General features: G+C 60.4%; 24 protein-coding genes. 16 read left to right on the top strand and 8 right to left on the bottom strand.

Going from position 1 to position 23875, the window contains the following annotated elements:
* Nucleotides 1–59: 59 nt before the first annotated feature.
* Nucleotides 60–1061 carry a type I glyceraldehyde-3-phosphate dehydrogenase gene (gap, locus tag NPS29_RS24290; RefSeq protein WP_274135703.1) on the bottom strand — a complete coding sequence of 334 codons (1002 nt, stop codon included), beginning with the start codon at nt 1059–1061 and terminating at the stop codon, nt 60–62.
* A gap of 236 nt (nt 1062–1297) precedes the next feature.
* Here gap and edd point away from each other — a divergent pair, with 236 nt between their 5' ends.
* The 10 genes from edd to NPS29_RS24240 all read left to right on the top strand — a co-directional run bounded on the left by edd (nt 1298) and on the right by NPS29_RS24240 (nt 13777).
* Nucleotides 1298–3124 (top strand): phosphogluconate dehydratase, encoded by a 1827-nt coding sequence (gene edd, locus NPS29_RS24285; RefSeq protein ID WP_274135702.1) that lies wholly within the window; start codon nt 1298–1300, stop codon nt 3122–3124.
* Nucleotides 3121–4083: a glucokinase gene (locus tag NPS29_RS24280; protein ID WP_274135700.1), complete on the top strand. Its 963-nt coding sequence runs from the start codon at nt 3121–3123 to the stop codon at nt 4081–4083. Before edd ends, NPS29_RS24280 begins: the two co-directional genes overlap by 4 nt.
* 214 nt (nt 4084–4297) lie before the next feature.
* Nucleotides 4298–5035: a response regulator gene (locus NPS29_RS24275; RefSeq protein ID WP_274135699.1), complete on the top strand. Its 738-nt coding sequence runs from the start codon at nt 4298–4300 to the stop codon at nt 5033–5035.
* Nucleotides 5036–5095: 60 nt separating this feature from the next.
* On the top strand, nt 5096–6502 hold the full coding sequence (locus NPS29_RS24270; RefSeq protein ID WP_274135705.1) for an ATP-binding protein: 1407 nt from the start codon (nt 5096–5098) through the stop codon (nt 6500–6502).
* A gap of 280 nt (nt 6503–6782) precedes the next feature.
* Nucleotides 6783–8069, top strand: coding sequence for an ABC transporter substrate-binding protein (locus NPS29_RS24265; protein ID WP_274135698.1), 1287 nt, complete (start codon nt 6783–6785; stop codon nt 8067–8069).
* Between the two features lie 164 nt (nt 8070–8233).
* Nucleotides 8234–9142, top strand: coding sequence for a carbohydrate ABC transporter permease (locus NPS29_RS24260; protein ID WP_274135696.1), 909 nt, complete (start codon nt 8234–8236; stop codon nt 9140–9142).
* A complete protein-coding gene (locus NPS29_RS24255) occupies nt 9135–9980 on the top strand; it encodes a carbohydrate ABC transporter permease (protein ID WP_274135694.1) in 846 nt (281 codons plus the stop codon). Before NPS29_RS24260 ends, NPS29_RS24255 begins: the two co-directional genes overlap by 8 nt.
* Before the next feature lie 2 nt (nt 9981–9982).
* Nucleotides 9983–11143 (top strand): ABC transporter ATP-binding protein, encoded by a 1161-nt coding sequence (locus NPS29_RS24250; RefSeq protein ID WP_274135693.1) that lies wholly within the window; start codon nt 9983–9985, stop codon nt 11141–11143.
* Between the two features lie 139 nt (nt 11144–11282).
* Nucleotides 11283–12638: a carbohydrate porin gene (locus NPS29_RS24245; RefSeq protein ID WP_274135692.1), complete on the top strand. Its 1356-nt coding sequence runs from the start codon at nt 11283–11285 to the stop codon at nt 12636–12638.
* A gap of 266 nt (nt 12639–12904) precedes the next feature.
* A complete protein-coding gene (locus NPS29_RS24240; protein ID WP_274135691.1) occupies nt 12905–13777 on the top strand; it encodes a D-hexose-6-phosphate mutarotase in 873 nt (290 codons plus the stop codon).
* A 259-nt stretch (nt 13778–14036) separates the two neighbouring features.
* On the opposite strand, the gene NPS29_RS24235 is transcribed toward NPS29_RS24240, so the two are convergent.
* Nucleotides 14037–14906, bottom strand: a complete 870-nt coding sequence (locus tag NPS29_RS24235) for a MurR/RpiR family transcriptional regulator (RefSeq protein WP_274135690.1) — start codon at nt 14904–14906, stop codon at nt 14037–14039.
* Between the two features lie 231 nt (nt 14907–15137).
* On the opposite strand from NPS29_RS24235, the gene zwf reads away from it, so the two are divergent.
* Genes zwf through NPS29_RS24220 form a run of 3 tightly spaced genes read left to right on the top strand, consistent with a single transcriptional unit; the run spans nt 15138 to nt 18005 of the window.
* Complete coding sequence (zwf, locus tag NPS29_RS24230; RefSeq protein WP_274135689.1) at nt 15138–16607, top strand: glucose-6-phosphate dehydrogenase; 1470 nt, start codon at nt 15138–15140, stop codon at nt 16605–16607.
* Nucleotides 16594–17313: a 6-phosphogluconolactonase gene (gene pgl, locus NPS29_RS24225; protein ID WP_274135688.1), complete on the top strand. Its 720-nt coding sequence runs from the start codon at nt 16594–16596 to the stop codon at nt 17311–17313. The genes zwf and pgl overlap by 14 nt, the downstream gene beginning before the upstream one ends.
* A 17-nt stretch (nt 17314–17330) precedes the next feature.
* Nucleotides 17331–18005 (top strand): bifunctional 4-hydroxy-2-oxoglutarate aldolase/2-dehydro-3-deoxy-phosphogluconate aldolase, encoded by a 675-nt coding sequence (locus tag NPS29_RS24220; RefSeq protein WP_274135687.1) that lies wholly within the window; start codon nt 17331–17333, stop codon nt 18003–18005.
* Between the two features lie 309 nt (nt 18006–18314).
* Here NPS29_RS24220 and NPS29_RS24215 read toward each other — a convergent pair whose 3' ends face one another.
* Nucleotides 18315–18581 (bottom strand): DUF3820 family protein, encoded by a 267-nt coding sequence (locus NPS29_RS24215; RefSeq protein WP_274135686.1) that lies wholly within the window; start codon nt 18579–18581, stop codon nt 18315–18317.
* Nucleotides 18582–18806: 225 nt separating this feature from the next.
* On the opposite strand from NPS29_RS24215, the gene NPS29_RS24210 reads away from it, so the two are divergent.
* Nucleotides 18807–19277, top strand: coding sequence for a PA2169 family four-helix-bundle protein (locus NPS29_RS24210; protein ID WP_274135685.1), 471 nt, complete (start codon nt 18807–18809; stop codon nt 19275–19277).
* An 85-nt stretch (nt 19278–19362) separates the two neighbouring features.
* Here the strand turns inward: NPS29_RS24210 and NPS29_RS24205 are convergent, their stop codons facing one another.
* The gene (locus NPS29_RS24205) at nt 19363–20826 is read right to left on the bottom strand and encodes a sensor domain-containing diguanylate cyclase (RefSeq protein ID WP_274135704.1); all 1464 of its coding nucleotides are present in this window, start codon (nt 20824–20826) and stop codon (nt 19363–19365) included.
* A 371-nt stretch (nt 20827–21197) separates the two neighbouring features.
* Here NPS29_RS24205 and NPS29_RS24200 point away from each other — a divergent pair, with 371 nt between their 5' ends.
* Both NPS29_RS24200 and NPS29_RS24195 read left to right on the top strand, forming a co-directional pair.
* Nucleotides 21198–21563 carry a type II toxin-antitoxin system RelE/ParE family toxin gene (locus NPS29_RS24200; protein ID WP_274135683.1) on the top strand — a complete coding sequence of 122 codons (366 nt, stop codon included), beginning with the start codon at nt 21198–21200 and terminating at the stop codon, nt 21561–21563.
* Nucleotides 21556–21861 carry an XRE family transcriptional regulator gene (locus NPS29_RS24195; protein ID WP_274135682.1) on the top strand — a complete coding sequence of 102 codons (306 nt, stop codon included), beginning with the start codon at nt 21556–21558 and terminating at the stop codon, nt 21859–21861. The genes NPS29_RS24200 and NPS29_RS24195 overlap by 8 nt, the downstream gene beginning before the upstream one ends.
* A gap of 13 nt (nt 21862–21874) precedes the next feature.
* On the opposite strand, the gene NPS29_RS24190 is transcribed toward NPS29_RS24195, so the two are convergent.
* Genes NPS29_RS24190 through hpf form a run of 4 tightly spaced genes read right to left on the bottom strand, consistent with a single transcriptional unit; the run spans nt 21875 to nt 23809 of the window.
* Nucleotides 21875–22147 (bottom strand): HPr family phosphocarrier protein, encoded by a 273-nt coding sequence (locus NPS29_RS24190; RefSeq protein WP_274135680.1) that lies wholly within the window; start codon nt 22145–22147, stop codon nt 21875–21877.
* Between the two features lie 16 nt (nt 22148–22163).
* Nucleotides 22164–23021, bottom strand: coding sequence for an RNase adapter RapZ (rapZ, locus tag NPS29_RS24185; RefSeq protein WP_274135679.1), 858 nt, complete (start codon nt 23019–23021; stop codon nt 22164–22166).
* Nucleotides 23022–23023: 2 nt separating this feature from the next.
* Nucleotides 23024–23488: a PTS IIA-like nitrogen regulatory protein PtsN gene (gene ptsN / locus NPS29_RS24180; RefSeq protein WP_274135678.1), complete on the bottom strand. Its 465-nt coding sequence runs from the start codon at nt 23486–23488 to the stop codon at nt 23024–23026.
* Nucleotides 23489–23500: 12 nt separating this feature from the next.
* Nucleotides 23501–23809, bottom strand: coding sequence for a ribosome hibernation-promoting factor, HPF/YfiA family (gene hpf, locus NPS29_RS24175; RefSeq protein ID WP_062384329.1), 309 nt, complete (start codon nt 23807–23809; stop codon nt 23501–23503).
* Between the last annotated feature and the right edge of the window lie 66 nt (nt 23810–23875).

Raw genomic sequence — 23875 nt, 5'->3', positions numbered from 1 at the left:
CGATCTTGAGAACGCCCCGCCGGCAAGCCGTGCTGCTACGGATCAGTGTGTGCCGCCCGTCACTCCGCGTTCATCAACGCCAGGCAGTTATCCAGCATGCGGTTGGAGAAGCCCCATTCGTTGTCATACCAGGCCAGGACCTTGAGCAGGCGGCCGCTGACCTTGGTGTGGTTGGCATCGAAGATCGACGAAAGCGGGTTGTGGTTGAAGTCATGGGACACCAGCGGCAGGGTGTTGTAGCCCAGGATCTTCGAGTGCTTGGCGGCTTCTTTCATGATCGCGTTGACCTCGTCGGCCGTCGCGTCACGCTTGAGCTGGATGGTCAGGTCGACCAGCGACACGTTGATGACCGGTACACGCACCGCCATACCGGTCAGCTTGCCCGCCAGTTCCGGCAGCACCAGGCCCACGGCTTCGGCGGCGCCGGTCTTGCTCGGGATCATCGACTGGGTGGCCGAACGGGCGCGGTAGGGGTCGGTGTGGTAGACGTCGATCAGGTTCTGGTCGTTGGTGTAGGCATGCACCGTGGTCATCAGGCCGCTTTCGATGCCCAGCTCGCGGTTGAGCACCTGGGCCACCGGCGCCAGGCAGTTGGTGGTGCACGAGGCGTTGGAGATGATCTGGTGCGACTGGCGCAGCACGTCGTGGTTGACGCCGTACACAACGGTCGCGTCCGCGCCCTTGGCCGGGGCCGAGATGATGACCTTCTTCGCGCCTGCGGTGATGTGGGCGGCAGCCTTGGCGCGGTCGGTGAACAGGCCGGTGCACTCGAACACCACGTCAATCTTCTCGGATTTCCAGGGCAGTTCAGCCGGATTGCGAATGGCGCTGACCGAAATACGGTCACCATTGACTGTCAGGCTTTCCTTGTCGTGCTCGACAGTTGCGTCGAACTGGCCGTGAACGGTGTCGTATTTGAGGAGGTGGGCGTTGATCTCGCTGTCACCCAGATCGTTGATGGCGACGACTTGCAGGTCCTGACGGTAGCCTTGGGTATAGAGTGCACGTAGGACGTTGCGGCCGATGCGGCCAAAGCCATTGATTGCGATGCGGAGAGTCATACACCCGTCCTCTGTAAATTTGTTGTTGGAATTACAAGATTATTCTCATAAAAATAGAAAACAAGCCCTTTTAGTGGCAGTATTTTGGTTTATCTACAAATAGAAACCCGTAAAACGGGCACAACACGCTGATAAATCAGGCCTTTGCTGAAGCGTTTCTCCCAGGTCATGAAAAATTGTCAGGTTTTGTGAACGTTTGAGAGGGTGACCACATCCGTTAGCCTGGAGTTCATCACATGCATCCCCGCGTCCTTGAGGTAACTGAGCGGCTGATCGCTCGAAGCCGTGAAACCCGTCAGCGCTATCTGCAACTGATCCGGGGCGCGGCAAGCGACGGGCCGATGCGCGGCAAGCTGCAATGCGCCAACTTCGCCCATGGCGTCGCGGCCTGCGGCAGCGAAGACAAGCACAGCCTGCGGATGATGAACGCCGCCAACGTTGCCATCGTTTCTTCGTACAACGACATGCTCTCGGCGCATCAGCCTTACGAGCATTTTCCGGAACAGATCAAGAAAGCCCTGCGCGAAGTCGGCTCGGTCGGCCAGTTCGCCGGCGGCGTGCCTGCCATGTGCGACGGCGTGACCCAGGGCGAGCCGGGCATGGAACTGAGCATTGCCAGCCGCGAAGTCATCGCGATGGCAACGGCGGTGGCGCTGTCGCACAACATGTTCGATGCAGCGCTGATGCTCGGCATCTGCGACAAGATCGTGCCGGGCCTGCTGATGGGCTCTTTGCGTTTTGGCCACCTGCCGACCATCTTCGTGCCGGGCGGGCCCATGGTGTCGGGCATTTCCAACAAGGAAAAAGCCGACGTGCGCCAGCGCTACGCCGAGGGCAAGGCCACCCGCGAAGAGCTGCTGGACTCGGAGATGAAGTCCTATCACGGGCCGGGCACCTGCACCTTCTACGGCACGGCGAACACCAACCAACTGCTGATGGAAGTCATGGGGCTGCACTTGCCGGGCGCCTCCTTCGTCAATCCTTACACGCCGCTGCGCGATGCCCTGACACACGAAGCCGCGATCCAGGTGACGCGTCTGACCAAACAGAGCGGCGAGTTCATCCCTCTGGGTGAGATTGTGGACGAACGTTCGCTGGTCAACTCGATTGTTGCGCTTCACGCGACGGGTGGTTCCACCAACCACACGCTGCACATGCCGGCCATCGCCCAGTGCGCCGGCATCCAGTTGACCTGGCAGGACATGGCCGATCTGTCCGAAGTGGTGCCGACCCTGAGCCACGTCTACCCCAACGGCAAGGCCGACATCAACCACTTCCAGGCCGCTGGCGGCATGTCGTTCCTGATTCGTGAACTGCTCGATGCAGGTCTGCTCCACGAAGACGTCAACACCGTTGCCGGCCGTGGCCTGCGTCGCTACACCCAGGAGCCGTTCCTGGATAATGGCAAGCTGGTCTGGCGTGATGGCCCGATCGAAAGCCTGGATGAAAACATCCTGCGTCCGGTGGCTCGCCCGTTCTCCCCGGAGGGCGGCTTGCGGGTCATGGAAGGCAACCTGGGGCGTGGCGTGATGAAGGTTTCGGCGGTTGCGCTGGAGCATCAGATCGTCGAGGCGCCTGCCCGGGTGTTCGAAGATCAGCAGGACTTGGCCGATGCGTTCAAGGCCGGGGAGCTGGAGCGCGATTTCGTCGCGGTCATGCGTTTTCAGGGGCCGCGATCCAACGGCATGCCTGAACTACACAAAATGACACCATTTCTCGGCGTGCTGCAGGATCGCGGTTTCAAGGTCGCGCTGATTACCGACGGACGCATGTCCGGGGCCTCCGGAAAGATCCCGGCGGCCATCCACGTCTGCCCTGAAGCGTCCGATGGTGGCCCTTTGGCACTTGTGCGTGATGGGGACCTCATTCGGGTCGATGGCGTGAAAGGAACGTTGCAAGTTCTGGTCGAACCGGCAGAATTGGCCGCCAGAGAACCGGCAATCGGACGTTTGTCCCACAACGTGGGCACCGGCCGTGAACTGTTCGGTTTCATGCGCATGGCCTTCAGCTCGGCAGAGAAGGGCGCCAGCGCCTTTACTTCGAATCTGGAGACGCTCAAGTGACATTGGCGATGGTGGGTGATATCGGCGGCACAAATGCTCGTTTTGCCATCTGGGAAGACGATCAGTTGCATTCGATCCGGGTGTTCCCGACGATCGATTACGCCAGTCCCGAAAAGGCCCTGCTGGTTTACCTGCAGGACCTGGAGCTGCAACCGGGCGATGTCGGCTCGATCTGCCTGGCCGTGGCGGGGCCGGTGACCGGCGATGATTTCCACTTCACCAACAGCCACTGGAAAATCAACCGGCAGGCATTCTGTGCGGCGATGAAGATCGACAACCTGATCATGGTCAACGACTTCACCGCCATGGCGCTGGGCATGACTCGCCTGCGCGACGATGAATACCTCACCGTGCGCCACGGCAAGGGCGATCCGAAGGCCGCGCGCGTGGTGATCGGACCGGGCACCGGCCTTGGCGTCGGCACCTTGATTCGCACCGGCGAAAGCCACTGGACCGCCGTGCCGGGTGAGGGTGGGCATGTGGATTTGCCTATCGGCACGTCCCGCGAGGCGTTGTTGTGGACTCGGCTGATGGCCGAACATGAGCATGTCAGCGCTGAAACCATCTTGAGTGGCGCAGGACTGTTGTTGCTGTATCAGGTCAGTTGTGCGCTGGATGACATCGAGCCGGAACTGAAATCCCCGGCGGCCATTACCTCGGCCGCGCTCAAGGGTGATCCGGTGGCCTGCGCGGTGCTGGAGCAGTTCTGTGTGTTCCTGGGCCGCGTGGCGGGCAACAACGTGCTGACCGTCGGCGGGCGGGGCGGTGTGTACATTGCTGGCGGGGTGATTCCGCGTTTCGTCGACTTCTTCATGAACAGCGGTTTCAATGCGGCCCTTGCACAAAAAGGCCTGATGAAGGATTACTTCAAGGATGTGCCGGTCTGGCTGGTGACGGCCGAGTACCCGGGCCTGATGGGTGCGGGTGTGGCGCTGGACCAGGCGCTGGCTCAGGCCTGATGCTTTTGTAGGAGCGCGCTTGCCCGCGACGACGGTGTGTCAGCCCATGCATATGACACAGACAGATCGCAATCGCGGGCAAGCGCGCTCCTACAATCGCGGCGATCTTGAGGACGCCCCCGCCGGCAAGCCGTGCTGCTACGGGGTATGAGTGTGTAGCTACAGATCCGATTTACCCATAAAAACAATTTCAGTGCTTACAAGGACGACCAAAGTGAACGCTGTCAGTAAATCGATTCTGGTGGTCGATGACGACCAGGAGATCCGCGAGTTGCTGCAGGCCTACCTGAGCCGTGCAGGCTTTCAAGTACGTACCGTGGCCGACGGTGCCGAGTTTCGTCAGGCGTTCAATGACGAGGCCAGCGACCTGCTGATTCTCGATGTCATGCTGCCCGATGAAGATGGTTTCAGCCTGTGTCGCTGGGTCAGGCAGCACCCGCGCCAGCCTCATGTGCCGATCATCATGCTCACCGCCAGCTCCGACGAGGCCGACCGGGTCATCGGCCTTGAGCTGGGCGCCGACGACTACATGGCCAAGCCCTTCAGCCCCCGTGAACTCCAGGCCCGGATCAAGGCCCTGCTGCGCCGTGCCCAGTTCGGCCAGGAACGCACGGCTGGCGAGGTGCTGGTGTTCGACGATTGGCGTCTGGACATGGTCAGCCACCGGCTGTTCCACAACGATGGCGAGGAAGTGATCCTCTCGGGTGCCGACTTCGCCTTGCTCAAATTGTTTCTCGATAACCCGCAGCAGATCCTCGACCGCGACACCATAGGCAACGCCACCCGTGGGCGTGAGCTGATGCCGCTGGAGCGCATCGTCGACATGGCGGTGAGTCGTCTGCGCCAGCGCCTGCGCGACACCGGCAAGGCGCCGCGGCTGATTCGCACCGTGCGAGGCAGTGGCTATCTGCTGGCGGCCAACGTGCTGCCGCAAGCCGGCAACGGCTACTGACCGGTGATAGTGGTCGAGAAAAAACGCCGTCTGCCGGTCCCGCGCTCGCTGTTGGGGCGTATGTTGCTGCTGACCCTGCTGGCGGTGTTGCTGGCCCAGACGCTGTCCAGCCTGATCTGGCTGTCGCAACTGCGCGCCACGCAGATGGAAGGCCTGATCACCAGTGCCCGCAGCCTCGGTTTCTCGATGGCCGCCAGCGTGAGTTACTTCCGTTCGTTGCCGGTGGCGTTTCGCCCGATGGTCCTCGACCAGTTGCGCAGCATGGGCGGCACGCGGTTTTTCGTGTCCCTCAATGACCGGCCCCTGGAAATGCAGGTACTGGAGCCCACGGTGCGCAAGTCGGCGGTGATCAACGTGGTCGGCCAGGTCCTGCGCCAGAACCTGGGCGCTGATCCCGACATCCTGGTGCGCTTCGTGCGTCCGGAAGACCTGCGCATCTTCAACAGCGGCTTGAAGCTCGATGAGCTGCCGCGCTCCTGGGCACACTACGCCCTTACGCTTGAGCCGGTGAATCCGCCGGTGCTGGTGACCCAGATCGAGCTGTCGCCGGGGGAATGGCTGTACATCGCTTCGCTGTTGCCCGAGCCCTACACCATGCTCGAAGAGGAAGGCCTGCCGTCGCAGCAGGTCTGGTTCATCGCGCTGACGAGTATTTTCCTGCTGGTGTTCATCGGCCTGCTGGTGCATTGGCAAAGCGGGCCGCTCAAGCGTCTGGCCAATGCGGCGCGGGACCTGTCGCTGGGCGCCGATGTCGAGCCGGTGGTGGAGGGCGGCGGTAGCGAGGTGGTCGAGGTGACTCGCGCCTTCAACACCATGCGTGAACGCATCAGCCGTTACCTGACCGAACGCGGGCAGTTGTTCAGCGCCATTTCCCACGACTTGCGCACCCCGATCACACGGCTGCGGCTGCGGGTCGAACTGCTGGAAGACGAAGCCATGCAGGTCAAGTTCACCCGCGATCTGGATGAGCTGGAGCTGCTGGTCAAAGGCGCCCTGCAGTGTGTGAAAGACACCGACATCCACGAGAACATCGAGCCGGTGGACCTCAATCACGCGCTGGACTGCCTGATCGAACCGTACCTGGGACCCAACGGCGATGGCCGTGTCACGCTGCAAGGCACGGCGATGTCGATGTTCTACGGCAAGCCGCTGGCGTTGCGGCGCTGCATGGGCAACCTGATCGACAACGCGATCAAATACGGCGACAAGGCGCACCTGTTCGTCGAGGACGATGCCGAGGCGTTCATCCTGCATGTGGATGACGAAGGGCCGGGCGTGCCGGAGCAGCGCCTGGAGCAGGTGTTCGAGCCGCATTTCCGGCTGGCGGGCAAACAGCAGCAGGGCTACGGCCTGGGGCTGGGCATCGCACGCAATATCGCCCACAGCCACGGCGGTGAAGTCAGCTTGCAGAACCTGCGCGAGGGCGGGCTGCGGGTGACGTTGTACCTGCCACGCAGCCAGAACTGACATCCAACAATCTATGGGTCGCCCCGATCCTGTAGGAGTGAGCTTGCTCGCGATAGCGTCATGCCAGCCAGCATCTGCGTATCTGGCTCACCGCTATCGCGAGCAAGCTCACTCCTACAGGGTTGCGTTTATTCAGCCAGTACCAGTGTCAGGCCTAATGTCACCATCCTGTGACACTCGCGCATCCCTTCGTTACCGTCGGCTCTAGCCCGTTGTTTAGAATCCATGCAGTGCAAGCACCAAGACTTGCTCATGCATAACAACAAGAAAGGTCAAATTGATGAATTCGATTACTCGTCTCGCCGCACTCGTTTCTCTCGCCTCGTTGTTCCCTCTGAGCGCCATGGCCGCTGATTCCAAAGGCACTGTCGAAGTTGTCCACTGGTGGACTTCGGGCGGTGAAAAGGCGGCTGTCGATGTGCTCAAGGCCCAAGTTGAAAAAGACGGATTCACCTGGAAAGACGGCGCTGTAGCTGGCGGCGGCGGTTCGACTGCCATGACCGTTCTGAAAAGCCGTGCCGTGGCCGGTAACCCGCCAGGCGTTGCCCAGATCAAGGGCCCGGACATCCAGGAGTGGGCATCCACTGGCCTGCTCGATACCGACGTGCTCAAGGATGTCTCCAAGGAAGAGAAGTGGGACAGCCTGCTGGACAAGAAAGTCTCCGATACCGTGAAGTACGACGGTGATTACGTGGCCGTGCCGGTGAACATTCACCGTGTGAACTGGCTGTGGATCAACCCGGAAGTCTTCAAGAAAGCCGGCATCGAGAAAGCGCCTACCACCCTCGAAGAATTCTACGCCGCAGGCGACAAGCTCAAGAAAGCCGGCTTCATCCCGCTGGCCCACGGTGGCCAGCCTTGGCAGGACAGCACCGTGTTCGAAGCTGTCGTGCTCTCGGTCATGGGCGCAGACGGTTACAAGAAAGCCCTGGTCGACCTCGACAACGGCGCGCTGACCGGCCCCGAGATGGTCAAGTCCCTGACCGAACTCAAGAAAGTCGCCACCTATATGGACACCGACGGCAAAGGCCAGGACTGGAACCTGGAAGCCGCCAAGGTCATCAACGGCAAGGCCGGCATGCAGATCATGGGTGATTGGGCCAAGTCCGAATGGACCGCCGCCAAGAAAGTCGCCGGCAAGGACTACGAGTGCGTTGCCTTCCCGGGCACCGACAAGGCGTTCACCTACAACATCGACTCCCTGGCCGTGTTCAAGCAGAAGGACAAGGGCACCGCAGCCGGTCAACAGGACATCGCCAAGGTGGTGCTGGGCGAGAACTTCCAGAAGGTCTTCAGCATCAACAAGGGCTCGATCCCGGTGCGTAACGACATGCTGTCCGACATGGACAAGTATGGTTTCGACTCCTGCGCCCAGACCGCTGCCAAGGACTTCCTGGCAGATGCCAAGACCGGCGGCCTGCAACCGAGCATGGCGCACAACATGGCCACCACACTGGCCGTGCAGGGCGCGTTCTTTGACGTCGTGACCAACTACATCAACGACCCGAAAGCCGATCCGGCCGACGCGGCGAAGAAGCTGGGCGCTGCGATCAAGGCTGCTAAATAACCTGTAGCACCGCTCACCTGTAGGAGTGAGCTTGCTCGCGATGCGTTGTGTCAGTCACCCAAGCTTCGGCTGATACGACGTCATCGCGAGCAAGGTGGGGCGCCACCCCGGTCACTCCTACAGAGATGGTCTTCGCACTTACTTCTTCTGTACTGGATTTCACCATGAGTTCTGTTGCTGTGTTCAGCAAAGCCTCGCCGTTCGATGCACTGCAGCGCTGGCTACCCAAACTGGTGCTGGCGCCAAGCATGTTCATCGTATTGGTGGGCTTCTACGGCTATATCCTGTGGACGTTCGTTCTGTCGTTCACCAACTCGACTTTCCTGCCGTCCTACAAGTTCGTGGGCCTGGCGCAATACGCACGGCTGTTCGACAACGACCGCTGGTGGGTAGCAAGCAAGAACCTTGCGGTGTTCGGTGGCATGTTCATCGGTATCAGCCTGGTGGTCGGCGTGCTGCTGGCAGTGTTCCTCGATCAGCGCATTCGTCGCGAAGGTTTCATCCGCACCATTTACCTGTACCCGATGGCGCTCTCGATGATCGTCACAGGTACCGCCTGGAAATGGCTGCTCAACCCGGGCATGGGCCTGGACAAACTGCTGCGTGACTGGGGCTGGGAAGGCTTCCGTCTGGACTGGCTGATCGATCCGGATCGCGTGGTCTACTGCCTGGTGATCGCTGCCGTGTGGCAGGCCTCGGGCTTCATCATGGCGATGTTCCTGGCGGGCCTGCGTGGTGTCGATCAGTCGATCATCCGTGCCGCGCAGATCGATGGCGCAAGCATGCCCAAGATCTACTGGAAAGTGGTGCTGCCAAGCCTGCGTCCGGTGTTCTTCAGTTCGGTGATGATCCTGGCGCACATTGCGATCAAGAGCTTCGACCTGGTGGCCGCGATGACCGCCGGTGGCCCTGGCTACTCGTCCGACCTGCCTGCGATGTTCATGTACTCGTTCACCTTCAGCCGTGGCCAGATGGGCATGGGGTCGGCCAGTGCAATCCTGATGCTCGGTGCGATTCTCGCGATCCTCGTGCCTTACCTGTATTCCGAGCTGAGGACCAAGCGCAATGACTAGTCTCGCTGCCAAACCTTCCATCAGCCTGAGCCGGATCGCGATCTACGCCGTGCTCATCGGCGCGGTGCTGATCTACCTGGTGCCGCTGGTGGTGATGCTGCTCACCAGTTTCAAATCGCCGGAAGACATCGGCACCGGCAACCTGTTGAGCTGGCCGACCGAAATCACGGCCATCGGCTGGGTCAAAGCCTGGGCGACGGTCAAGGGCTACTTCCTGAACTCGATCCTGATCACTGTTCCGGCAGTGCTGATCTCCACGGCCATCGGTGCCCTGAACGGCTACGTGCTGTCGATGTGGCGCTTTCGTGGCTCGCAGATGTTCTTCGGCCTGTTGCTGTTCGGCTGCTTCCTGCCGTTCCAGACCGTGCTGCTGCCGGCCTCGTTCACCCTGGGCAAGATGGGCCTGGCCAGCACCACCACCGGCCTTGTGTTCGTGCACGTGGTCTATGGCCTGGCGTTCACCACGCTGTTCTTCCGCAACTACTACGTGAGCATCCCTGATGCGCTGGTCAAGGCTGCCCGCCTGGACGGTGCCGGTTTCTTCACCATTTTCCGGCGGATCATCCTGCCGATGTCGACCCCGATCATCATGGTCTGCCTGATCTGGCAGTTCACCCAGATCTGGAACGACTTCCTGTTCGGTGTGGTGTTCTCCAGCGGTGATTCGCAGCCCATCACGGTGGCGCTGAACAACCTGGTCAACACCAGTACCGGGGTCAAGGAATACAACGTTGATATGGCGGCGGCGATGATCGCGGGTCTGCCGACCCTGCTGGTCTATGTGGTCGCAGGCAAGTATTTCGTGCGCGGGCTGACGGCCGGCGCAGTCAAGGGGTAATCATGGCAACGCTCGAACTTCGCAATGTAAACAAGACTTACGGGACCGGCCTGCCGGACACCCTGAAGAACATCGAATTGTCGATCAAGGATGGCGAATTCCTGATTCTGGTCGGGCCTTCAGGATGCGGTAAGTCGACCCTGATGAACTGCATCGCGGGCCTGGAGAACATCACCGGCGGCGCGATCATGATCGGTGATCAGGACGTCAGCGGCATGAGCCCCAAGGATCGTGACATCGCCATGGTGTTCCAGTCCTACGCCCTGTACCCGACCATGAGCGTGCGCGAGAACATCGAGTTTGGCCTCAAGATCCGCAAGATGAGCCAGGCCGACATAGACGCCGAAGTGGCCCGTGTCGCCAAGCTGCTGCAGATCGAACACCTGCTCAATCGCAAGCCCGGCCAGCTTTCCGGTGGCCAGCAACAGCGTGTGGCCATGGGCCGCGCACTGGCCCGTCGGCCGAAGATCTACCTGTTCGACGAACCGCTGTCCAACCTCGACGCCAAGCTGCGGGTCGAGATGCGCACCGAAATGAAACTGATGCACCAGCGCCTCAAGACCACCACGGTCTACGTGACCCACGACCAGATCGAAGCGATGACCCTGGGCGACAAGGTGGCGGTCATGAAGGACGGCATCATTCAGCAGTTCGGTACGCCCAAGGAGATCTACAACGATCCGGCGAACCAGTTCGTCGCCAGCTTCATTGGCTCGCCGCCCATGAACTTCATTCCGCTGCGCCTGCAACGCAAGGACGGCCGTCTGGTCGCGTTGCTCGACAGCGGCCAGGCGCGCTGCGAACTGCCGATGAGCATGAGCGATGCGGGGCTGGAGGATCGTGAGGTGATTCTGGGCCTTCGCCCTGAACAGATCATGCTAGCGTCCGGTGAATCTTCCGGTATGCCGACCATCCGCGCTGAAGTCCAGGTCACCGAGCCAACGGGGCCTGACACGCTGGTTTTCGTCACGCTCAATGAAAGCAAGGTCTGCTGCCGCCTGGCCCCTGATGTGGCGCCTGCGGTGGGCGAAACCCTGACCCTGCAATTCGATCCGGCCAAGGTGCTGCTGTTTGACGCCAAGACCGGAGAGCGTCTGGGTGCGCTGGGAAAGTCTAGGCCCGAGCAGGGCATGGGCAACGTCACGCGGCTCAACCGCAACTGATTCACGCACGCAGGAGCACTGCGTCAACGAGCACATCTGACGGGGCGGTTTCTGCCGTAAAGACGGCCCGTCAGGCACACGAGGCAAGTGGTTACAACGCTGTTCCAGAGCTAATAACAATAAAACGAGGATTTAAGGGATGAAGAAGGTAAAAGGCAAATCGCTGAACCAGTTCCGGTTGATTGGCGGGCTGTCAGTCCTGGGGGCTTTGACAATGTCGGGATCGGCATTCGCACTCGAGCCTTTCAACGCCAACGAGCACATGACCGGCGATTGGGGCGGTCTGCGCAAAGAGCTGCACGACAAGGGTTATGACTTCAATCTCGAGTACGTTGGCGAGATGGGGGCCAACGTCAAGGGCGGCTACAACCACGACAAGACTGCGCGCTACAGCGACCAGTTCGCCATCGGTACCCAGATCGACCTGGACAAGGCTTTCGGCATCAAGGACGCCGAGTTCAAGCTGACCATCACCGAGCGTAGCGGTAACAACATCTCCAACGATCGCCTGGGCGATCCGCGCATCGGCACGCTGTCTTCCTCGCAGGAAGTCTGGGGCCGTGGCCAGACCTGGCGCCTGACGCAGATGTGGGTCAAGCAGAAGTACTTCGACGGCGCGCTGGACATCAAGCTGGGCCGTATGGGCGAAGGTGAAGACTTCGGCAGCTTCCCTTGCGACTTCCAGAACCTGACGTTCTGCGGCACCCAGGCGGCGAACTACGTCAACACCTGGTACAACTGGCCCGTCAGCCAGTGGGCTGCGCGCGTGAAATACAACATCACGCCGGAATTCTTCGCGCAGGTCGGTGTGTATGAGCAGAACCCGTCGTACCTGGAAACCGGTAACGGCTTCAAGCTCAGCGGCAGCGGCGCCAAGGGCACCCTGGTGCCTGTGGAAGTGGTGTGGTCGCCAAGCATCAACTCACTGCCAGGCGAATACCGCCTGGGCTGGTACTACAGCAGCCCGAGCGCCGATGACCTGAAAGACGACGTCAACGGTCAGCCTCAGGCTCTCACCGGCGCCGACTTCAAGTCCCACGGCAGCAAGCACGGCTGGTGGTTTGTCGCTCAGCAGCAACTGACCACCATCGGTGGTGATCCGTCGCGCGGCATGAGCGTGTTCTTCAACGCCACTGTGCACGACAAGGCCACCAACTTCGTCGACAACTTCCAGAACGTCGGCCTGGTGTTCAAAGGGCCGTTCGATGCTCGTCCGAAGGATGACATCGGCGTCGGTGTGTCGCGTATCCACGTCAACGACAACGTGCGTGACCGTGCACGTCTGATCAACCAGGTGAACGGCGCGACCGATTTTGACGATCCGAACTTCCTGCCGATCCAGACCACCGAGTACAACTCGGAGATCTACTACGGCGTACACGTCACCGACTGGCTGACCGTGCGTCCGAACGTGCAGTACGTCGTGCACCCAGGTGGTACCGACCACATCGACAACGCACTGGTTGCCGGTATCAAGCTGCAAACCAAGTTCTAAGTGTCATCGGCGGCGCGTACCGCTCCTGCGCGCCGCTCTCTCTCTGATGTGCTTCACAAACGATCAAGGGTCGTGTGTGCTTTACGGGCAGCCTGGCTGCCCGTTTTTTTGTGGAATGGCGCGCAGGTTTTCTTGCGCTTTTTTTTGCACTGAGATCCCCCCTTTTGCCCTCGTAGCAGCACGGCTTGCCGGCGGGGGCATTCTCAAGATCGCTCCCGCCGGCAAGCCGTGCTGCTACGGGTGTCTCACCGCTAGACAGGAACTCAATGGCCATCTCGGAAACAGGCTCGCTTGAGCATCCTCTTCAACGCTTCTTCACCCAGGCAAGGCCGCAGCCGACCTTTCAGTGGGAGCGGTACCAGCAGCGCGATGTGCTGGTGGTCAATCACCCGCAATGCCACGCGGTGTTCAGCCGCCAGGGCGCGCAACTGCTGCATTTCCAGCCTTCCGGGCAAAAGCCCTGGTTGTGGTGCGCCGCGCAGTGGCCGCAGGTGGGCGCGATTCGTGGCGGTGTGCCGGTGTGCTGGCCGTGGGTGGGGCGGCATCCCGGTGAGAGTGGCTGGCCGTCCAATGGCTGGGGGCGCCTGCTGGACTGGAAGCTGATCGACAGCCAGGAACACCGCGACGGTGTATCGCTGCACTGGCGCCTGACGTTATGGGACTGGCAGGCCGACCTGTTCGCGGACTTGGGGCAGGGCATGGATCTGCGTCTGGAGACCCAGCATCAGGACAGCGAGCCCTGCCAGTTCGGCCATGCCTTGCACGCTTACTGGCGCATCAGTGACATCGCCGATGTCGCCCTGCAAGGCCTGGATGGCGCCCTGGGCTACGACGAACTCAGCCGCAGCCCCTGCGAGCAGAAGGGCGAGCTGAAGGTACTGGGCAGTTGCCAGAGGGTGTTCGAGCATTCCGGGGCGCTGCAGTTGCAGGATGATAGCTGGCAGCGGCGTCTGAATATCGATGCCAGCGACAGTGCCAGCACGGCAGTCTGGCACCCCGGCGGACGCCCGCTGCTCGGCGTGGCGGGCAGTGAAGCGGCAGGGTTCGTGCGGGTGGAGGCGGTGTCGGGTATCGACGACTGCCTGAGCCTGGCGCCGGGGCAGCAGGCGCGGGTGAGTTTGCAGGTGAGTTTGGCTTGAGGTCGCTACATGATTTGAGGTCGCTACATGGATGCCCTTCGGGCCTATCGCGAGCAAGCTCACTCCTACATTTGTTGCAACGTGCCATGGCCTGATGGACCGAGTTGGCAGCCTTGGTTCCAGGCAGGGCCTAAAGGGGTCTGCTTGCAAGGCTATGTACTCGGTCTGTCAGAATGCGGCACGTTGCAAAAAATGTAGGAGTGAGCTTGCTCGCGAAAAGCCCGGAGGGCATCAGAGTAACAATCCCAAGCCAACATCCTCACTCCAACTCATCCCCCGCCGGATACCGGCTCGCGTTCAGGCTTTCCTTGATCTTGCGCAGGTGCGGCTGGAAGTCCACGCCGCGGCGCAGGGTCATGCCGGTGGCCAGCACGTCGAGCACGGTCAACTGAACGATGCGTGAAGTCATCGGCATATAAATGTCGGTGTCTTCGGGCAGCGGAATGTTCAGGCTCAGGGTGCTGGCCTTGGCTAGCGGCGAGTTGGCGGCGGTCAGGCCGAGCACCGAAGCGCCGTTTTCCCGGGCAATGCGCGCCACCTCCACCAGTTCACGGGTGCGGCCGGTGTAGGAAATGATCACGAACAGCTCGCCGGTGTGGGCGACGGACGCCAGCATGCGCTGCATCAACACGTCCGCGTGGGCCGTCACGGCCAGGTTGAAGCGAAAGAACTTGTGCTGCGCATCCACCGCCACCGGTGCCGAAGCACCGAGGCCGAAGAAGTGAATCTGCCGGGCCTGAATCAACAGGTCCACGGCCTTGCTGACCAGCGTCGGGTCGAGCACCTGACAGACGCTGTCCAGAGAGGCGATGGCGCTGGCGAAGATCTTGCGGGTGTAGGCCTCGGGATTGTCGTCGGCCTCCACCGCACGGCTGACATAGGCCGCGCCGCTGGCGAGGCTCTGGGCCAGTTGCAGCTTGAGTTCCGGATAGCCGCTGACGTCGAACGAGCGGCAGAAGCGATTGACCGTCGGCTCGCTGACCTTGGAGGCCTGGGCCAGGGCGGCAATGCTGAAGCGGGTCGCCTGCTGGGGATTGCTCAGAATCACCTCGGCGACCTTGCGCTCGGCCTTGTTCAATTCCTCGAGACGGCTCTGGATCTGCTCCAGAAGATTGCGTACGCGGTCCATTCAAAATCCTTCTCTGAAGCGGCAAACAGGCGAATCGGCAGGCCATAAGTGTAAAGGTAGCGACATAGGCCTTTAGCCTGTAGCAAAGGTGGCCTATCGTACTGAGGGCCTGTGGCGATCACCACTCTAATGTGCTTTTTGAAGAAATGTTGTGGTTATTACTACATTTGGCCTTGAGTAACGCCTTTAAAAAAGGTATTTGTAGCCTAACTTGATAAAAGAACAAACATTATGCTCTCGATTACGGTAGAACCGTGCACTTTCGCCTTGTTCGGCGCCCTGGGCGACCTGGCAGTGCGCAAGCTGTTTCCTGCGTTGTACCAGCTTGACCGGGCTGGACTGCTGCATGCCGAGACCCGAATTCTTGCCCTGGCCCGCGAAGCGGGCACGCCAGAGGAGCATCTGGCCTACATCGACAAGAACCTGCGCCGTTTTGTCCCCGAGGCTCAGCTTGAACGCGAGCACGTGGAGCGTTTTCAGGCCCGCCTGAGCTACCTGCACGTGGACTTCCTCAAGGGCGAGGATTACGTGGGCCTGGCCGAAGTGGTGGGCGATGCGCAGACCATGATCGCCTACTTCGCGACGCCCGCCTCGGTGTACGGTGCGATCTGCGAAAACCTGGCGCTGGTAGGCCTGACCGACCGCACCCGTGCGGTGCTGGAAAAACCGATCGGCCATGACCTGGCGTCTTCGCGTCGGGTCAACGATGCGGTAGCCAAATTCCTTCCGGAAAACCGCGTTTACCGGATCGACCACTACCTGGGCAAGGACACGGTGCAGAACCTCATCGCCCTGCGCTTTGCCAACAGCCTGTTCGAAACCCAGTGGAACCAGAACTACATTTCCCACGTCGAGATTACTGTGGCGGAGAAAGTAGGCATCGAGGGCCGCTGGGGCTACTTCGACCAAGCCGGCCAGTTGCGCGACATGGTCCAGAATCACCTGTTGCAGCTGCTGTGCCTGATCGCGATGGACCCGCCGAGCGACCTGTCCGCCGACAGCATCCGCGACGAAAAGGTAAAAGTGCTCAAGGCGCTGGTGCCCTTCACGCCGGAACGCCTGGCCACCCAAGTGGTGCGTGGGCAGTACATTGCCGGTTACAGCGAAGGCAAACCGGTTCCCGGTTATCTGGAGGAGGAAAACTCCAACACCCAGAGCGACACCGAAACGTTCGTTGCCATTCGTGCCGACATCCGTAACTGGCGTTGGGCAGGGGTTCCGTTCTATCTGCGTACCGGCAAGCGCATGCCGCAGAAGCTGTCGCAGATCGTGATCCACTTCAAGGAACCGCCGCACTACATCTTCGCCCCGGAACAACGGATGCAGATCAGCAACCGCCTGATCATCCGCCTGCAGCCTGATGAAGGCATTTCGCTGCAAGTGATGACCAAGGACCAGGGGCTGGACAAAGGCATGCAATTGCGCAGCACCCCTTTGCAACTGAGTTTCTCCGACGCTTACAACAGCTCACGCGTCCCGGACGCCTACGAGCGGTTGTTGTTGGAGGTCATGCGCGGCAATCAGAACCTGTTTGTCCGCAAAGATGAGATCGAGTATGCGTGGCAATGGTGCGACCAGCTGATTGCCGGCTGGAAAAAGGCGGGCGATGCGCCCAAGCCTTACGCCGCTGGCTCCTGGGGGCCGATGAGTTCCATTGCGCTGATTACTCGTGACGGGAGGTCCTGGTATGGCGATATGTGAACTTGAATTTCCGGCTGGCCTGAAAGCCCTGGATTTCGACAACCCCGAACAGCTGGCCAATGCGCTGGCCGATCACGTGGCCGAGCGTCTGACGGCGGCCATTGACAGCAATCCCCATGGCACCGCGACCCTGGTGGTCTCCGGTGGCAAGAGCCCGGTGGCATTCTTCCAGGCGCTGGCGCAGAAGCCGATCAAATGGTCCCGCGTGTGCATTAGCCTGGCTGACGAGCGCTGGGTGCCGACCGAGCACGCCGACAGCAATGCCGGCCTGCTCAAGCGCTTCCTGTTCCAGGGGCCGGCGGCCGAGGCGGGCTTCTTCAGCCTGTACCGCCCGACCACCACGCTGGACGAAGCGGCGGCAGCCACCGACGAAGCGCTCAAAGAGTTGCCGAAGATCGACGTGCTGGTGCTGGGCATGGGCGACGACGGCCACACGGCCTCACTGTTCCCGGATAGCCCAAATCTTGCCGAGGCACTGGATCTGAACGGCACTCGCCGCTGCCTGCCGATGCTGGCACCGAGCACACCGCATCAGCGTCTGACCATGACCCGCGCCCTGTTGGCGACGGCCGCGACGCCGATCCTGTCCGTTTCCGGGCAGGCGAAACTCGAAACACTGCGCACGGCGCTGGCGGGCGATGACCTGGCCCAGATGCCGATCCGTGCGTTCCTCAACCCGGCTTTAGAGATCTACTGGTGCCCATAAGCAAAGGATCAGCCGCCATGGAGAAAACCCAAGTGACACAACCGTTGAATAGCATGGCGAGCAAAGTTGCCCAGATCGACGAACTCTGCGCGAAAGCGAAGATTCTCCCGGTCATCACCATCGCCCGCGAACAGGACGTGCTGCCTCTTGCCGATGCGCTGGCGGCAGGCGGCCTGACCGCGCTGGAAGTCACCCTGCGTTCCGAATTCGGCCTGAAGGCCATCCGCATGCTGCGCGACGCGCGCCCTGAGCTGTGCGTAGGGGCCGGTACCGTGCTGGACCGCCACATGCTCAAGGCCTGCGAAGAAGCCGGCTCGCAATTCATCGTGACCCCGGGCAGTACTCAGGAGCTGCTGGAAGCTGGCGCGCAGAGCGAGTTGCCGCTGTTGCCTGGCATCAGCAGCGCGTCGGAAATCATGATCGGTTACGCCCTGGGCTATCGCCGCTTCAAGCTGTTCCCGGCTGAAATCAGCGGCGGTGTCGCTGCGATCAAGGCCCTGGGCGGCCCGTTCCCGGAAGTGCGTTTCTGCCCCACTGGCGGCGTCAGCGCAGCCAACCTGAAAAGCTACATGGCGCTGCCAAACGTGATGTGCGTGGGCGGCACCTGGATGATCGACAACGCCTGGGTCAAGAACGGTGACTGGGGTCGCATCACCGATGCCACCGCAGAAGCCGTGGCGCTGTTCGACTGATCGAATACCCTGACACCCGGCAATATTGATCCCGGACAGCTCCCGTTCATGAGCGGGCTGTTCTAATCATCATTCAACGATGGGTTTCAATGCGCTGGGGTGTTGCTACAGAAGTCGTTGTTGCATGGCTATTTAACGGTGCTCTCCGGTCAGGGAGCATCGTTTTTTTTTGGTTTTTTTAAGGTCAAGGCGACAGCGATAAATATGTACCGCACGGCCCTTTGGCTGGGCACGTATCTTTATCACTCCTTTGTAGTTCGTTTTTCATGAGCTCTTTAGCGGTGTTCCCTCCCGGGCGCACCGCTTTTTTTATTCAGGAAATCGAATCAGCGTCTTGGGCGCGTTCGGCCTCAGGGGCTCGCGAGGGCGGGTTCGCAGCGGGTCGAGCAGGGCGGACAAACCGTTGTGGTCAATCTCCTGCATCAGTGCCAACAGGCTGCCCAGCTCTCCCGTCGGAAACCCCTTGCGGGCAAACCAGTTCAAGTAATCCCCCGGCAGATCGGCCAGCAACCGCCCCTTGTACTTGCCATAGGGCATTTCACGGGTCACCAGGAGTTTGAGTTTTTCGGGATTCATGACGTCGCCGTTGGTCTTTTCGAGTGAACTGGCAAGATACGTGCATTCTGCATGCAGGCCAACAGGCCGATCATGCAGAAAGCGCGGCCACGTGATTTGATTAATGTGTTAACTATATGATTTTAAAGGATTTAATTAAGTTTGAAAGTCTGGCATGGCCGCTGCAACAGTCTACTCATCGAGTGAATTGACTCTTCGATCAACCTGCCAGAAAGGAAACTCAAAATGACGGACATCAACAAAGAAGCGGTCTCCCTGCTCAATGACCTGATCGAGACCAGCAAAGACGGCGAAAAAGGTTTCCACACCAGCGCCGAAGATATCAAGAACCCAGAAATCAAAGCTTATTTCCTTTCTCGTTCATCCGAGTGTGCAACTGCAGTGCGTGAACTTCAGGCTGAAGTCCGTGCACTGGGCGGCGATCCAGAAAATTCCTCTACCGCCGCGGGCACTGTGCACCGTCTATGGGTGGAGCTGAAGGCTGCCGTGACCGGCAAGAGCGATGAAGCCGTACTCAATGAAGTTGAGCGTGGTGAAGACCATGCCTTGAAGGCTTATCGCGATGCCCAGCAGAAAGCCGTCGAGAAAGCGCTGCCTACTAATGTGGTCAGCCTGATTCAGCGTCAGCTGGCCGGCGTGCAAGCCAACCACGACAAAGTAAAAGCGCTGCGTGACTCGGTTCGCAGAGCGAGCTGATCAACGCCGATAGCTGGCACTCAGGTGCTAGCCGCTCGTTGAATGAAAAGCGTCAGCCTGGCTGGCGCTTTTTTGTGCTCCCGGATCAAGTCGGAGACAGATCAGGTGCTGCTGGCAGCGCGACACGATTGCGACCCAGGCGCTTGGCCTCATAGAGCGCTTTGTCTGCATCGGCCAGCAGCATGGCCAGCGTGGCGTGCGCATTGGGCGTGCGAGTCGCGACACCGATACTCACGGTAGTCGGCTGGGTATCTTCGCCGTGAGGCGCAAGTGCCTCGATGGCGCTGCGGATCTTTTCGGCTATCTGTGCCGCGCCTTCAAGGGGCGTCTGCGGCAACACCACCATGAATTCCTCCCCGCCATAGCGTGCGGCCAGGTCGCCGGGGCGTCGCGTGGTGGCGGACAGCGTGCGGGCAACGTCACGCAATGCGTCGTCGCCGCCATGATGGCCATGACGATCGTTGAACGCCTTGAAGTGGTCCACATCGATCATCAAAAGCGATAAAGGCTGGCCGTTGCGCAGGCTGCGCGACCACTCGTGCGCCAGTGCCTGATCCAGCTGGCGGCGGTTGGCTAGCCCAGTCAATCCGTCGGTGGAGGCGAGCTTGGCCAGTTCCCGTTCGGCCCGGCGGCGCAGGCGTAACTGCCTGCCCAGCAACGACGACAGCCAGAGTATTCCCAGGCACAGCAGGCCGGTGGCGCCCGCGACCAGCAGCGCATTGCGCTTCCACACGGCATACACCTCATCCCGGGACTGGGCCACCACCACGATCAGCGGCAAGTCCCCGACGCGGGAGAAGGTATATAGCCTGCGTTCATTATCGAAATCGGAAACGGCGCTGAAACTGCCGTTGATTTCCTTGAGGATTCGCTGGAAGTTGGGTTGCTGGCTGAAATCCCGGCCAATGAACTTCGCATTCGCCCCCTCGGGCTGACGGGCGAGCAGGATGCCTTCGGCGTTGATGAGGTTGATGGTGCCGCTGCGTCCCACATCCAGGCCGCGAAACAGGTGATTGAAGTAGGAGAGGCGCATCGAGGCGCTGGCGACGCCGACGAACTGGCCGTCAGGGGAGGGGATGCGCCGGCTGAAACTGATGCACCAGTCCTTGAAGCCCCAGCGGGATTTGAACGGCCCGTCCACCTTCAATCCCAGGGACGCATTGCTCCGATGAAACTGAAAACTCGCCCGGTCGGAAAAGTTGTCTGGCCGAGGGTCCACCGAGGTGGAATCGGCGACGATCGCACCATTCTCATCAAGCATGACCAGGTCGCCCTTGTAAGGCGCGGCAGTGGAACGATCAAACAACACCTGACGCCGCAACGCAGGAGAGATCGCCATCACCTCCGGCTGCTGCCATGCGTCGATCATGCCTTTGAGCGAAATGTCATAGAGATCGGCGTTGCGCTGCACGTCCGCATCGATCAGCTGCACGACATTGTTGGCCGAGCGCACCGCAGTTTCCGTGGCGTTGCCATACTCGCGAAGCAGCAGCGAAGCGACGATGGTCAAGATCGCCAGCACAGCCAGCAGGCTGCCGGACATCAGCATTTTTTCCGACCGGGACCAGGACCTCGGCGGCGATATGGCAACGGAAAATGTCATCGAACAGCTCTGTTGAAGGTGAACCACTGATGTCCTGCCGGCTGGCTGCATCCAGGGTGCGTCCAGGCCAGCCCATGCTTTCAGGAATTGATGACGTTCGGGTCATCATGCTCGAGCATTAAGGAGACGTCGGCGGCTTGGATCAAGTCAGAAAATTCCGCGAAATTTGAGAGGCAAGTCCGTTAGGCACTGCGGATGAGAGGTGTTTGGCGGTATTTTTCGAGGGCCGATATTCCTGAGGCAGAATCGGAAAAATCCTTCAGTACCTGTGGATATATTCCATTGAGGTTATACTCGGATTTGTCCACAGTTCTTGAATGACCTGGGATATTGAATACACAGATGAATTTGGCGATTGGTGGGCAAGGCTCACTGTCGGTGAGCAGGAGTCGGTGAGCGCCAGCGTGCAGTTGCTTGGGCAGTTCGGGCCGGCGTTAGGATTTCCCCATAGCAGCGGTATCAAAGGGGCGCGACACGGCAATCTCCGGGAGCTGCGGGTGCAGTATGCCGGGAGACCATTTCGTGTTCTTTATGCCTTCGATCCTCGGCGTTGCGCATTGCTGCTGATTGGTGGTGACAAAACGGGTCAGGACCGCTGGTACGAGATTCACGTGCCACTGGCAGACCGTCTGTACGACGAACACATCGAAACACTGCGCCGAGAGGGCTTGAACGATGGCTAGAAAATTTTCCGACCTGCAGGCCGCCATGTCGCCTGAGTCTCGGGCGCGTTCCGAGCACATCTATCAAGGGTTGCTCAGCGAAATGCCCTTGCATGAGCTGCGACGCGCAAGAGAACTGAGCCAGGCGACGCTCGCGAAGACGTTGCATGTGAATCAGGCGGCCATCTCGAAGATGGAGCGTCGTACCGATATGTACATCAGTACGTTGCGCGACTATATCCGGGCTATGGGGGGAGAGTTGGAAATCGTCGCGACCTTTCCGGAGGGGCAAATCAAGATCGAGAACTTTGCCAACTGACTTGGCGCCTCAATCACTCCCCCTCATCAAACCTGTTGTTGATCAACTCGATCAGCCCTTCCAGCGCTGCTTGTTCGTCGTCGCCTTCGGTCAGCAGGTGAATCTCGGTGCCTTTGCCTGCGGCGAGCATCATCACGGCCATGATGCTTTTTCCGTCGACCATGCTTTCCGGGGTGCGACCGACGCGGATCTGGCAGGGGAATTTTCCGGCCACGCCCACGAACTTGGCGGCCGCGCGGGCGTGCAGGCCCAGCTTGTTGATGATGGTGATCTGATGAGCGGGCATCGCGTTGGGGATCCTTTCAGCTTAGGTCGCGGTGGCGGACCTGAACATTCTTGAGCGATTGTTGCAGGGCCTGACCCAGGCGTTCGGTCAGGTAGACGGAGCGGTGATGCCCGCCGGTGCAGCCAATGGCAATGGTGACGTAGGCGCGGTTGCTGGCGGCGAAGCGCGGCAACCACTTGTTGAGGTACGAGGAAATGTCCTGGAACATCTCTTCGACATCCGGCTGTGCGGCCAGGTACTCGGCCACCGGCAGGTCGAGGCCGGACTGCTCGCGCAACTCCGGCTTCCAGTAGGGGTTGGGCAGGCAGCGCACATCGAAGACCAGGTCGGCGTCCACGGGCATGCCGCGCTTGAAGCCGAACGACTCGATCAGGAAGGCGGTGCCGGGCTCGGGTTTGTTCAGGAGGCGCAGCTTGAGGGTGTCGCGCAACTGGTAGAGATTCAGGTGCGTGGTGTCGATGGTCAGGTCGGCCAGGTCGATGATCGGCCCCAGCAGCGTCTTTTCGTCACGAATGGCCTCGGCCAGCGAGCGTGTTGCGTTGCTCAGCGGATGGCGGCGGCGGGTTTCGGAGAAGCGCTTGAGCAGTGTCGACTCTTCGGCATCCAGGAACAGGACGTCGCAGCGGATGTGGCGGCCGCGGACCTCTTCGAGCATTCGCGGAAAACGGGTCAGGTGACTGGGCAGGTTACGGGCGTCGATGGAGACGGCCAGTAGCGGTTCTGCCAGTTCCGTGTTGATCAGCGCCCGCTCGGCAAGCTCTGGGAGCAGGCCGGCCGGCAGGTTGTCGACGCAGTAGAAGCCACTGTCTTCGAGAACATCGAGGGCCGTGCTCTTGCCGGAGCCGGAGCGACCGCTGACGATGATCATGCGCATGTTCAGTGACCGTTCTGTACGCGAAGCACGACGTTGTACAGCTCTTCGCTGCTCTTGGCCTCGCGCAGGCTTGCGCGGACGTCGGCACGGTCGAGCATGCTGGCGATCTGGCGAAGCAGTTCGAGGTGGGCATCGGTCGCTGCTTCAGGGACGAGCAGCACGAACAGCAGGTCAACCGGAGCGCCGTCGATGGCGTCGAAGTCGACAGGCCGTTGCAGGTGCAGCACGGCACTCACCGGTGCCTGGCAGCCCTTGAATCGGCAGTGGGGGATGGCGATCCCGTTGCCAAAACCGGTAGACCCCAGTTTTTCACGGGCGAGTAGGCTTTCGTAGACGTCTTGCCAGTCGAACTCGGGAACTTCTTCGCCGATGCGTCGGGCAATCTCTTCGAGTACTGCTTTCTTGCTGCCGCCTGGCACGTTCACGAATGAACGGCCAGGGGTCAGGATATTTTCAAGTCGGATCATGGAGGGGGAGCGTCAGCGAGCGGCCGCACCTTTGAGGATGCTTTGCTGCTTTTCCTTATGTTTGAGCAGTTGTCTGTCCAGCTTGTCAGTGAGCAGGTCGATTGCCGCGTACATGTCATCATGCTCCGCATTGGCTACGACCTCTCCACCGTGGATATGCAGGGTGGCCTCGATCTTCTGTTTGAGTTTCTCGACGGCCATCGTCACCTGCACGTTGGTAATCTTGTCAAAGTGCCCTTCGAGCTTTTTCAGCTTCAGCTCGATGTACTCGCGCAGGGGCTTGGTCACTTCCAGTTGGTGTCCACTGATGTTGACTTGCATACAGCTTCTCCTTCGTTGCCAGTGCATTAAGAGGCAGGCTTGGATGCCTGCCACTGGAACGCTGTG

It is taken from the genome of Pseudomonas putida (genome assembly GCF_028682175.1).
In the GTDB taxonomy this organism is placed as follows: domain Bacteria; phylum Pseudomonadota; class Gammaproteobacteria; order Pseudomonadales; family Pseudomonadaceae; genus Aquipseudomonas; species Aquipseudomonas putida_AD.
This window is presented reverse-complemented; position numbering and strand designations above follow the sequence as displayed.

Excerpts from the sequence above, each read along its gene's own strand:
- gap (WP_274135703.1), bottom strand. The coding sequence starts at position 1,061 with ATGACTCTCCGCATCGCAATCAATGGCTTTGGCCGCATCGGCCGCAAC.
- edd (WP_274135702.1), top strand. The coding sequence starts at position 1,298 with ATGCATCCCCGCGTCCTTGAGGTAACTGAGCGGCTGATCGCTCGAAGC.
- NPS29_RS24270 (WP_274135705.1), top strand. The coding sequence starts at position 5,096 with ATGTTGCTGCTGACCCTGCTGGCGGTGTTGCTGGCCCAGACGCTGTCC.
- NPS29_RS24265 (WP_274135698.1), top strand. The coding sequence starts at position 6,783 with ATGAATTCGATTACTCGTCTCGCCGCACTCGTTTCTCTCGCCTCGTTG.
- NPS29_RS24260 (WP_274135696.1), top strand. The coding sequence starts at position 8,234 with ATGAGTTCTGTTGCTGTGTTCAGCAAAGCCTCGCCGTTCGATGCACTG.
- NPS29_RS24255 (WP_274135694.1), top strand. The coding sequence starts at position 9,135 with ATGACTAGTCTCGCTGCCAAACCTTCCATCAGCCTGAGCCGGATCGCG.
- NPS29_RS24250 (WP_274135693.1), top strand. The coding sequence starts at position 9,983 with ATGGCAACGCTCGAACTTCGCAATGTAAACAAGACTTACGGGACCGGC.
- NPS29_RS24245 (WP_274135692.1), top strand. The coding sequence starts at position 11,283 with ATGAAGAAGGTAAAAGGCAAATCGCTGAACCAGTTCCGGTTGATTGGC.
- NPS29_RS24240 (WP_274135691.1), top strand. The coding sequence starts at position 12,905 with ATGGCCATCTCGGAAACAGGCTCGCTTGAGCATCCTCTTCAACGCTTC.
- NPS29_RS24235 (WP_274135690.1), bottom strand. The coding sequence starts at position 14,906 with ATGGACCGCGTACGCAATCTTCTGGAGCAGATCCAGAGCCGTCTCGAG.
- zwf (WP_274135689.1), top strand. The coding sequence starts at position 15,138 with ATGCTCTCGATTACGGTAGAACCGTGCACTTTCGCCTTGTTCGGCGCC.
- pgl (WP_274135688.1), top strand. The coding sequence starts at position 16,594 with ATGGCGATATGTGAACTTGAATTTCCGGCTGGCCTGAAAGCCCTGGAT.
- NPS29_RS24220 (WP_274135687.1), top strand. The coding sequence starts at position 17,331 with ATGGAGAAAACCCAAGTGACACAACCGTTGAATAGCATGGCGAGCAAA.
- NPS29_RS24215 (WP_274135686.1), bottom strand. The coding sequence starts at position 18,581 with ATGAATCCCGAAAAACTCAAACTCCTGGTGACCCGTGAAATGCCCTAT.
- NPS29_RS24210 (WP_274135685.1), top strand. The coding sequence starts at position 18,807 with ATGACGGACATCAACAAAGAAGCGGTCTCCCTGCTCAATGACCTGATC.
- NPS29_RS24205 (WP_274135704.1), bottom strand. The coding sequence starts at position 20,826 with ATGCTGATGTCCGGCAGCCTGCTGGCTGTGCTGGCGATCTTGACCATC.
- NPS29_RS24200 (WP_274135683.1), top strand. The coding sequence starts at position 21,198 with ATGACCTGGGATATTGAATACACAGATGAATTTGGCGATTGGTGGGCA.
- NPS29_RS24195 (WP_274135682.1), top strand. The coding sequence starts at position 21,556 with ATGGCTAGAAAATTTTCCGACCTGCAGGCCGCCATGTCGCCTGAGTCT.
- NPS29_RS24190 (WP_274135680.1), bottom strand. The coding sequence starts at position 22,147 with ATGCCCGCTCATCAGATCACCATCATCAACAAGCTGGGCCTGCACGCC.
- rapZ (WP_274135679.1), bottom strand. The coding sequence starts at position 23,021 with ATGCGCATGATCATCGTCAGCGGTCGCTCCGGCTCCGGCAAGAGCACG.
- ptsN (WP_274135678.1), bottom strand. The coding sequence starts at position 23,488 with ATGATCCGACTTGAAAATATCCTGACCCCTGGCCGTTCATTCGTGAAC.
- hpf (WP_062384329.1), bottom strand. The coding sequence starts at position 23,809 with ATGCAAGTCAACATCAGTGGACACCAACTGGAAGTGACCAAGCCCCTG.